Genomic DNA, 11314 nt, shown 5'->3' with positions numbered 1-11314 from the left:
ACAAGTAAAGCTAAAATAAAAATGACCCCGTCGACCAGGATATTTTAGGGGTAATAATAAAGTTTTTTCAGGGGTCAATTTAGACTTGGCAAAAGGGGTCAATCTGAACTGGATTTTCCAATACCTAAATCATTGACACTGTTGGTTAGTATATTTTGTTGAGCATCGGCATCTAAACTAGGCTCAAATTTTTGTTTATCCTCATCACTCAAATTTTTGTATAACTCTTGTGGGCAACGTTGCAGCTCGTTTAACATATCCATCAACAAGGCTGTTTGCGTATATTCTGAATCTAGCCTACTGTCAGTCAGTGTCAATGAGTAAGCCGTAAAGACTTGCAATGTCGCTCTGAAAGAGGATTCTGTTTCATTTTTAAAACCTTCAATCCTTTTTAGAAAACGATAAGCATAACTACGCTCAAGAAATAAACAAGTAAAAAAGAGTAAGCCGTTATTTGTCAGCTTATTGCTTCCTACCTCAAAAGAATAGTATTTTTCAATATGTTCGTAGTCTGCTTCGTTCTGTGTTAAACTATAACGTTTTAACGAATATGCCTTTCCTTGTTCGTGTAACTGTTTCAACGTCTGTTTCAAACCAACATCTACACCAACTTCCTTTTCAGATACCGAACATCCATCCGAATCGATAGATAAATAGTGTGAAAACGAATTCCGAAATATATTGACTTGCTGAAAAACAGAGAGGAGAAACTTATGTAAGCCCGTATAATCTACTATAGGATTAGCATCCAGATTGCACCCTTGCTCACCATGGAATATTTTGATACAAGGCAAATAATGGCGTTTTACGAGATATTTATAGACCTTAAACCTATCATTCTCGAACTCTCGTTGTTCAACATCAAAAATATTGGCAAGAATATGCTTATTATTACTAATCGCTTCATCATCACTTAGCAGATCAAATTTAAGGTAAGAGAATTTTTCGCTTATATGATTAACTAGTAAAAACAGATTATGTCTTGCCATATTCAGATAAGCGCCATAATACCAAGAGTGATCATTAAAATTATATTTTTTTCTGTGAGGTTCTTGATTTATATTTTTCATAATAAATAATGGGTTATAATTAGTTCAAATATACAATAATTTGAACTAAAAGGACTGTCTAAACCAAAACTATTTAATTGATATGAATTGTACGTTATATGCATAATATACAACCCGATAACATCGCTATACGGTATTAATTAGAGGTATTCTAACTAATGCTCTTCATATGCCTACCCCCTCTTAAAGGGTGAATTATTCTATTTATAGTTATTTTTAAACAATAAATCCAGACTTGACAAAATAGCTTAAATTATATATATGGCATTCGCATATTAGAGAGTACCCTCCCTCTTATTTGTTTATAAATGAAAATCTTGCCAAATAGAAGAAAGGAAGATGCTAAACCTCATCTATATAAACACTCTAATTTTAAAACTACTCAATATCAATTGTGTTGAGTGTTATTCAATGAACCTAATTTAGCGCCACGCACAAAAAAATATAGTAAAGTTATGTATGTTGATAGAGGATTTACTATGCCTTTATAGAAGTTCACTTATATTATTTCTCTGTACAATTAACTCAAAAAATAATTATTCATATGACTATTCGTACGACAAAAGAACGACCACTAGTTATCTATCTGATAATCAGTGGCCGTCCTTTCTTTATCGTTGTCTCACTAGGATTCGAACCTAGACAGGCAGATCCAGAAACTGCAGTGCTACCATTACACCATGAGACAATATTACTTTTGCGAGTACAAAAGTAATAATTATTTTATTTTGCGATCAACAGGAAGTAATTTTTCTTCCCTTTTTGTGCTATTATATATTTTCCGGCTATAAGAGACGAAGCGTCAATAGCATCGTCAAAGTTTTCCAGCTTCTCTTTATTGATCATTACACCTCCCGCTTGCACAGTCTTACGCATTTCTCCCTTCGAAGGAAAAACAGCAGCTTGCTCTGTCAACAGATCAACAGCCTTGATTCCTCCTGCAAGCTCATCTTTCGAAATATCGAATGTGGGAACGCCTTCAAACACCTGAAGGAAAGTTTCCTCGTCCAGCTTCTTCAAAGCATCCGCAGTAGCATTGCCAAATAGAATATTTGATGCTTCCACTGCTTGATTGTAATCCTCCTCAGAGTGAACCATTATGGTTATTTCTTTAGCAAGACGCTTTTGCAATGCTCTGAGATGAGGCGCTGCTTTTTGCTCAACAACCAAGCCTTCTATCTCTTCTTTATCGAGTGCTGTAAATATCTTGATATATTTCTCTGCGTCTTCATCACTTACGTTCAACCAGAACTGGTAAAATTTATAAGGAGAAGTATATCTTCTGTCGAGCCATACATTGCCCGATTCTGTCTTACCGAATTTAGTACCATCGGCTTTAGTTATCAGAGGACACACAAGAGCAAAAGCCTCTCCTCCCGCTTTACGGCGAATAAGCTCTGTCCCTGTGGTGATATTTCCCCACTGATCGGAACCTCCCATCTGAATACGACAACCCAGTGTCTGATATAAGTGAAGAAAGTCGTAACCCTGCATCAACTGGTATGAGAACTCAGTAAAAGACATTCCTTCCGAAGACTCTCCGTTAAGACGTTTCTTAACAGAATCTTTAGACATCATATAGTTCACTGTGATATGCTTTCCTATGTCGCGGATAAAGTTCAGGAAAGAGAAATCTTTCATCCAGTCATAGTTGTTTACCAATAAGGCTGCATTGGGTTTGTCAGACTCGAAATCGAGAAACTTAGCAAGTTGCTTTTTCAACGATTCCTGATTATGGCGGAGAGTTGCTTCGTCCAATAGGTTACGTTCGGCTGACTTCATAGAAGGGTCACCGATCATACCTGTAGCTCCTCCGATGAGAGCTATCGGGCGATGTCCTGCACGTTGAAAATGCTTCAAAATCATTACGCCCACCAAGTGTCCGATGTGCAATGAGTCGGCTGTAGGGTCGATACCCACATAGCCCGAAGTTAATTCTTTTTGCAGTTGCTCTTCCGTACCCGGCATGATTTCATGGATCATACCTCTCCATCTTAATTCTTCAACAAAATTCATCGAATCAGTTTTATTAATGTACTATGTAACTAAATTTTAGTTAGTGTGCAAAAATACGACCTTATTCCGAATAGAAAAAAAGTTATTACAAATAATTTAGTATCCATACTTTACTTCTTTTTATTTAATAATCATATTTCTAAGATCAGTGAGGAACAAAAGGTGACAATTCCCAAAAACAACATTACCCTATACAACAACACCTTAACCCTAAAAAGGTGACAAAAGTGACACTTTTTATCTCATTTATTTCTGTCACCTTTTTATTGAACCTCTGTTCTTATATAGATAATTTTTTAGGGCTCTTGATAATAATGAACTCCAATAAAAAAGAAGGCTCACAAATAATTTGTGAACCCCCTTCCATGAAATAGTTGCCTAAAACCTATTTACTTCCTTTTAGCTTTTCTTCCAGCATTTTGATATAATAGCCTCCGACTACCGAACGGGCTTTAAATCCTCTGTAGTTTGGCTTATCTGTAAATACCCAGTCCGACATTGGTATTCTGTCTACTGTTTCGTTCATAAACAAATGCAGCGGGTCGATAAACTTCTCGAATGTCGCTTTATCATCAGCAAGCGTAGCAGTCCATATTATCCAGTCTGTCTTGGTATATGTTTCACGATTGTCGAGAGGCAGTCCGTATTTGTTTTGTTTGCCTAAATAGTAAGCGATTTCTTTCTGAGCCACTTCGTCAGGGAATATATTCATCTTTAGAAGCTTATTCCATACCAAATTATACTTCTGGCTCCATGTTCCCGGTTTGTCGAATGTAAGGCGATAATGATCTCCATCATCAGCCATCTTCATCCACTCTTGCGCCATTTCCTTAGCCTTAGCAGTGTACTTTTCGGCAACATCTTTTTTCCCGAGCATATCGGCAAGCTTGCCATACGAAGCAACACCCATAATAGCCTTCACCGACAAATTCACATTGTGAGCAAAGTGACCGGCAAAGTCGTCTGTACACAACTGGTTCTCAGGATCGAGACCATATTCCACTAGATAATCCGTCCATGTAGTCAGTACATCCCAATGTTTTTCCGCATATTTGGCGTTGCCTTCCATGGCTGCAATAGCAGCTGTAAGAGCGAGCATATTACCTCCTTCTTCTATTGGCATGTCACCCCCGTAGGTTTGTCCGTTAGCCAATGGATAAGTACCTACATCATGAGCAGGGAATGGTTTTGTCCATTTACCACTTTCGCTATAATAGAATATATGGTTCAATAGACCTTTAGCTAGTTCAGGATTGTAATACAAGAATAACGGTGCTGACGGATATGTTACATCCACTGTACCAATAGAGCCATTACTGTTGTTTTCTTTCGACAAGAATAGTAAATCACCATTCGGTGCTTTCACCAATTTATGAGCTGTAATAGCTTGACGATATGCCAAAGCACAAAGCTCCGCATATTTCTTTCCTCCCGCCAGAGATGCTTTATCCATTAGCTCCTTGTCAAACGCATAGCATTTCTCTATCAGCTTGTTGTATTCTTTATTTGCCGCATGAAATTGTCCTGCGATAGTCTGATTGCCGTCCTGATTCCAATATGGGCGAAGGTTATCTCCAAAATATTGTATCGAATAAATATCATCATAACCAATCATTACTTTTCCTGAAAAGCTTTCGACAGAGCCCAGATTATGAGTCAAAGACATTTTCGACTTTTCATTTTCTCCTGTGGTTGCTTGCCCGTCCTGAACGTTGTTGACGAAATTAGTTCTCAAAGTATTACTCTCTCCAATATTAACCGATACATTTTTTTTCTCGGCTACGAGGTAGAAATATCCCCAGTCGATGCGCAGATCGTCGCCTTTTTTAGCGAGTATATTCTGTTCCTTGCTTCCCGATTTAAGGAATAACAGGCCGTTGTCTTCAAAGCTCTGGCTTACCGACTCCTGATAAGGTTGATCTAGTGCCCAACGTGGAGAAGCCTCGAAGTATACTTGTACATCATGAGCCTTTCCATCATTAGCCACAACCTGATAGGTAATGTAATTTACAGGGCGAGTCAGTAGGTTCAAATCATCCATAAACAGAGGAGCAGAGAAAGTCAATTTCAGATCAACCTCGCCACAAGCAAATGTGTAATGCGTTTGCGTGGCTTGCACATCTACAGACTTTTGCACAGCAGTTTTTTCGAGAGCTGTATGCATCTCTTTCTGTACCAGCAAACCAAAATCCAACAGTCCATTACCCACAGGGTTCTTACAATGAGCGGCTATCAGGTTATCCCCTTTCTTTAGTGCATTCACAACATCTGCCGACAATTTAATCATTGCATTTTTGTTGCATGTCGAACCTGTATTATGGACTTCAATACCATTGATGTAGAAAACGGCATCGTCATCGTTCGAAAACTCCAAATAGATTTGTTTTCCTTGTACATCCTCATCTAAAACGATGTGTCTTCTGACCCAGATATTTTCGGTTGTCCAATCTGTTTTAGCTGTAGGCTCATTTATCTTTGTACCGAATGCACCTTTATCTTTTTTCCAAGACGAATCGTTGAAATTATTATCCTTCCAGTTTGCTGCCGGCTGCGTAGTCGTATAGCTGCCATACCATTCGCCTTGCTCCGATGTTGGCACAAGGGGATCCAACTCTACATCTTCAGTACCCATAAAACGATAGGCAACGCCATCCACCTTTATGGCTCCTATAAGCGGAAAGTCTTTCCCTGTCCAGTGCTTTACAGCACCATCGTACAGATTGTCTGTCATAGACCACGCACTGGTGTATGGGTCTATTGTGACCAAAGGGTACGCAGGGGCTCTTAATTCATTTTTAACCACTTCATAATCTTTCACACCACTGCTTTTACAGGCGAGTAAGCCAAACAGCGGAAGAAGATATAACACAATGCTCTTCATGCGATTTTCTTTTTGTTTTGTATATAATTTACCATTTAATATTAACAGATACTCCCTCAGGATTATTCTCAAATTCTAATAAATAAGTCTTCGTCTGCTGATCCCATGCGTTAGCCAAGAATTCTTCTTTGCCGTTTACCGATACGCTCACAGGTTTTCGGGGTAGTAAAACACGAGATGCGTTCGTGGTATTTATAGGACTTTTTGCAACAAACGAATAAGAACCCTTCCCTACCTTTTCTTCGTATACCCGACATGCAGCGGCAAGCACCTGCGGACGTTGTTTATTTGCCACTCTGTCTATATTCAGCAAGAACGCTTGTTCTCCCGGATTTACAGTCTTAGATTGGTATACAGGTAGCTTGGGGTCAAATAAGTCAATGAAATTCCCTTTTATTATATAAGGCTCATTACTCACGCTTTCGTCAAGCACAGCAACCAGATCATACGCTCCTCTTTGGAGATAAAAATTATTTTTAAAGAGCAGCTTCCCTGCATTTGCCTTTTGTTCGTACATTCTTTTCACTACATCGAGCAATTGCTTATCGTTATCGGCTTTTAGAACAAAGTCTTTTGGATCAGTTCTGATAATATAAACAGTTCCTTTGCCATAGCTGTATTCTCCTTCTTTGGGAGATGAAGATATATTCATCTGCTCGAACAGATGGTTAGACGGAGCAGTGTATTTATTGCTTCCTGTATTCCACCACTCTTGCACAGTCTGAAACGGATCACTATCGAGCCCGCTATAAACCAACACACCTCCGGCTTTCACCCACTGAGCTATATATGTATGAGCTTCGGGAGACAAAGGTTTCATATTTGAATAAGACATAAGCAATACTTTCGTATCGGCTAGTGCTTCTTTATAACCTAAGTTTTCTATATGGGCTGTTTTTACAGGTACTCCTCGTTTAAGGAAAGGCAGCGCCTGTCCGTAGAAATTTGCCAACTGAGGGTCTTCATATCCTGCGTGTGTTGGAAATCGCTGAAACATCAGTGAGTTTGCCATCAGCACGCTTATACCTCGAGAGCCTGTCACCTTATTATCAGACAGAGGCATACTGTTCAGCGAGTTTACCATTATTTGCATTTGTGTAGAATAGTGTCTTGGTATTTTTTCCTTTTTGTCACTATTCGCACTTGTTCTGTAAAGCCCTTCATAGATACGTTCGGGCCAAGGCATTATTTCATAATCTGCTATATTGGGGTATAGCAATTGAGCCGTAAAGGTTGCCTGATAGTTCTTTTTGTAATCTGCCCAGTCTCTCGGCCAGTCTTCGATCGGATCGGTGAGGAAGAACATTTTTCTGCCTGTGGGAGCAGTCATCGACTCCATCGAGCCATACTCGAGAAACGCTGTTTCGAAGACTCTCTCTTTTACTTTTCCATCAAAGTAGTTTGGTTCTCTTGACGTACCCGTCCATACTTGGGCTATATATCCGTCTACACAATCAAGAGACGCCAAACTTGCTTCAGGGCTAACTATCATCCATTGCGAATAATTAACCAGTGAGTGTGTGGGCACATAACACTTCACATCTATCCCGCGACTCTTACCATATTCTTTAGCGTATGTAAACACTTCTTTGAGTGCATTGTAATACAATTGATATTTTAGTTTATTGGCTAAATATGTGTTTTCGGGAGACTCGTGTTGTGGTCTCCAGTCAAAACCATAATAGCTTTTCCATTCTCTCTTGAAGGCTTCACTATAGCCTGCACGAGCCCAAAATTCGGGTTCTTCCATAAATATGGCGTCGATGCCTGCATCGATCACCCGCTTTACATGTCTTTCTTTTATATATTTCAGGTAGTTCTGTGTAGGAACGATATAAGGAACCATATGTCCATGCCATATCGTGTCTCCATTTTGTTGCACCTGACCTTCGTCCAGATGCATTTTGCCATCCCATTGTCCTGTAAAGTAGTCTTGGTATTCGCCCCAAGCTATGCCTGTCATGAAGTGAGCAATATAACCTCTGTCGCGCCACGATTGCACACGTTCTTCAAACGGTATTCTTTTCGATTTATCAGAAGGGTTTCCACCTACTCCATATACCATCACCGCATCGGCTCGGGTATCTATTGTTGGTCTCCACTCTCGTGAAGTCTGGAATGTGGTTTTAACATTGTCTTTGGTTTGAGCCCCCAGCTGAAGACCAAGCCCCAAAAGGCATAAGATTAATACATTCTTTTTCATAATAAGGTAATAGCCAAGTTAATTTAATTTGTTTAAGATCAGTATCAAGTTACATAGAAGATAACTTTTTGCATAGAGAGCAAAGGCTTGTCAAAGGGCATTTTCTTTATATATTACAAACCTCATTAGTATACATCTGCAAATATAACCTGATTTAGGATAATAAATAAAAATTTAAGGTTTAAAGCCTAACCGGCAGGTCAATTACTTTAAACCTTAAATCTGATTTACTTCTCTACATTATGGAATCATCACCTCCATTGGCTCATTGTAATTCCATCTGCGGGTTCCACTACCTAGCGGAGTATCGTAATTGATACGTGCTGCTGCACGAATAAACACTGTACGTCCGGCAGGTATAGTGCCTTTAGATTCGATCGTAATCGTTTGACCAAACAAAGAGTTAAAAGCTGAACCTGTATATTCTATCTGGTTCGACCATCTCTCGTCACGGGCACGGTATCCTACCGTTGACGAATAGCTGACGAACAATTGAATATCAGTCATATTCAAAAAGCTATTGTTATAACTTCCCATCGGTTCTATCTTTGCACGGAAGTCTTCTTCCGACACGCCACGAGTTACACGTACCTTTGCTTTTATCTTCCCGTTGGTAACAGTAGGCTCTTCTACCCATTCTACTTTTAAGAAAGGCTGTACTTCAAACTTCACCTTGGTTGTTCCTTTTATATCAATCGTTTTTGTTTCGTCAGCCAAAAGTATGCCACTGGCTTCGCGAATGAGAGGAATAAAAGGACCGTCGATACGGATATTATAGTTTCCTTTAAACAACTTTGTATTTCTAAACGATCCGTCAGGCATACAATAGAAATCAGGATTGTGTGTAACATTATCACCCCAGCTAAGCTCGGTGAGACGTACACGAATACCTTCGCTACCTTGGTCGGTAAGCACACGCTCGCCGGTAGCCACGTCTACTACTTCACCTTCCAGTGTTTCGGCCGGCTCTTCGTAATTGTCCATCTTGAACAAATCGCAGGAACTGAAAGATAGCAGTGCACACATTAAAGAATAAAATACTATTTTTTTCATATTCTGTGTTTTATTATTGTTCATTATCTATTTGGTTGTTGATCAATTACAGGGCTCTTAGAAACCTCTCCGCCAGGGATTGCAAAATAATAATCGATCGGATTATACTCGAATGTTCTCAAACCTACCATTTGGAAATGGGCATCGAAGAAATATTTACCTGTTTGAGTAGAAAGGAACGGATACAATCCACGGAAACGATAACGAGAGTTATTGCTGTAAGCATCCTTATTCCGTGTTTCACCCCAGAAGCCATCACGTCCATCGTAATGTTGTACACGCCAGCGTCTCAAGTCCCATTTGGTCTTATGCTCAAAAGCAAGTTCTTTACGTCTCTCTTTGCGCACAGTATTGCGTCCTTCTACCGATGAAGTAAGATTAGAAGTAAGCTTGGTTGCTCCTGCACGTTCGCGAATCTCGTTTACTGCATCTGTTGCTACTTTCAACAAGTCTGATCCATCAGGAGACGGTTCGCCTGCCAATGACAATTCTACAGCAGCCTCAGCAGCATTGAGCAATACATCAGCATAGCGCATCAGGATAAAAGGTTGCTCCGATTTTCCTTCTGCTGCCACAAATGCAGGGTCAGGATTTAGCCATTTACGTCCATAAAGCCCTGCCATTGCAGATTCTCCCTGATCGTAGAACGGACCATTTGCTCCGGAAGCTGTTATTGTTTGTCCATTAAACTCCACTTTTTCAGGGTTCTCAAATTTTGGGCTCAAATATAATGTCTTAGGCTTCTGTGTATAAACATCCAAATGCTGGTAATAGGTTTCGGCATTAGCATACGAATAATCCTTGAACAAAGGCTTAACCGGTGTTGAGCCTGTGTATACTCCCGCACGAATTTCAATTTCCTTGCCCTTAAACATATCTCCCGGGAATATTACATAAGCACGTAATCTTGGCTCTGCATTTTTGAAAAAGTCCATTGGCTTATCATACAATATATAATCACCGTTTGTATTCGATGTTCCTGTTGTTACCTTAACTGTTCCATCAGCATAGCGAGCAAATCCGTCAAACAACTCAAGGAAGTCAAGAGTAGGACATGTTCCCGACGACAACGGCGCACGGAATATGAATGGTGCACTATAAGCATCATACCCGTGAGTTAGAGTTGGATACATATATTTTCTCACATAAATATTTTCTGGGCTTGAAAGGTCACTAAACATATCCACCATATTCTGGTATTGCGCTTCACGATCTGTAGCCGACCATTTTTTCTTATAGAGAGAATAGCCTCCGGTCTGCATTACTTCACGTGCGGCTTTATATGCTTCTTTGAAATATCTCTTGGATGCACTTTGCCATGTGTCTTCACCGAAACCGATTACACGAACACCGGTCTTCTGACCAAAGCCGGTAAGGCGTCCTGTTACAGTTTCGTTGTATTTAGCAACGCTCCCTGCATACAACATTGCTTCCGATTTGAAAGACAGAGCTACATATTTGTTAGCATATCCGGACTTTGGACTGGTTGGGCTCAACAATGAAGCTGCCTGGTCGAAGTCTGCTAGAATCTGATCCCATGTTTCCTCTTCGCTGGCACGTGGTACTTCTAGTGCCTCTTTATCATTCGGATACTGAATCACCTTTGTTACCAGTGGAATTCCTCCAAAACGACGAGCCATAGCATAAAATACAAAGGCACGTACAAAGTACCCTTCACCTAAATAATGATTGTATGTCTGTTCCTGAAATGAATCCTTATATTTAGGTAGTGTCTCGAGCAAATAATTGGCTTTGCGCAACAACGAGAATGCATTTCCCCAATAGGCAGTGCGTTCACCTGTGAAAGTCTTACATATACCGTCACGATTAAGGGCCTCTCCTGTTCCTTCTATACCCATAGATCCCAGCCATGAGTTGAATTCTACACCCCATTCGCCCATATATTTGAAATCCTCGAAAGGCATGTTGCTGTACATAGTCGCCATGTAAATATCCATACCCGACTCATTGGTAAGAAGGTCTTCGTCGGTTATCAGATTTTTTGGCGGAATATCTAGATCGTTGCAAGCAGCAAAGAATAACATGCTTAGCAAAGACAGTATTAATATTTTTTTCATATCTATCAAATTT

6 protein-coding genes and 1 tRNA gene are annotated in these 11314 nt (G+C 39.9%); all 7 read right to left on the bottom strand.

Features of this window, described 5'->3' with window-relative positions; all coding sequences use genetic code 11:
* Positions 1 to 98 precede the first annotated feature (98 nt).
* The 7 genes from cas13b to LDB17_RS12110 all read right to left on the bottom strand — a co-directional run bounded on the left by cas13b (position 99) and on the right by LDB17_RS12110 (position 11301).
* Positions 99 to 1070: a type VI-B CRISPR-associated RNA-guided ribonuclease Cas13b gene (cas13b, locus tag LDB17_RS12140; protein ID WP_289781715.1), complete on the bottom strand. Its 972-nt coding sequence runs from the start codon at positions 1068 to 1070 to the stop codon at positions 99 to 101.
* A gap of 617 nt (positions 1071 to 1687) precedes the next feature.
* A tRNA-Gln gene (locus tag LDB17_RS12135) sits at positions 1688 to 1758 on the bottom strand.
* A 35-nt stretch (positions 1759 to 1793) separates the two neighbouring features.
* Complete coding sequence (gene tyrS, locus LDB17_RS12130; RefSeq protein WP_252639464.1) at positions 1794 to 3086, bottom strand: tyrosine--tRNA ligase; 1293 nt, start codon at positions 3084 to 3086, stop codon at positions 1794 to 1796.
* 385 nt (positions 3087 to 3471) lie between these two features.
* The gene (locus LDB17_RS12125) at positions 3472 to 5967 is read right to left on the bottom strand and encodes a glutaminase domain-containing protein (protein ID WP_252639465.1); all 2496 of its coding nucleotides are present in this window, start codon (positions 5965 to 5967) and stop codon (positions 3472 to 3474) included.
* A gap of 28 nt (positions 5968 to 5995) precedes the next feature.
* Positions 5996 to 8170, bottom strand: a complete 2175-nt coding sequence (locus LDB17_RS12120) for a hypothetical protein (RefSeq protein ID WP_252639466.1) — start codon at positions 8168 to 8170, stop codon at positions 5996 to 5998.
* 240 nt (positions 8171 to 8410) lie between these two features.
* Complete coding sequence (locus tag LDB17_RS12115; protein ID WP_135104499.1) at positions 8411 to 9223, bottom strand: DUF3823 domain-containing protein; 813 nt, start codon at positions 9221 to 9223, stop codon at positions 8411 to 8413.
* A gap of 23 nt (positions 9224 to 9246) precedes the next feature.
* On the bottom strand, positions 9247 to 11301 hold the full coding sequence (locus tag LDB17_RS12110) for a RagB/SusD family nutrient uptake outer membrane protein (RefSeq protein ID WP_252639467.1): 2055 nt from the start codon (positions 11299 to 11301) through the stop codon (positions 9247 to 9249).
* Positions 11302 to 11314: the final 13 nt, after the last annotated feature.

The organism is Dysgonomonas sp. Shenzhen-Wh21, assembly GCF_043392705.1.
Taxonomy (GTDB): Bacteria; Bacteroidota; Bacteroidia; order Bacteroidales; family Dysgonomonadaceae; genus Dysgonomonas.
This window is presented reverse-complemented; position numbering and strand designations above follow the sequence as displayed.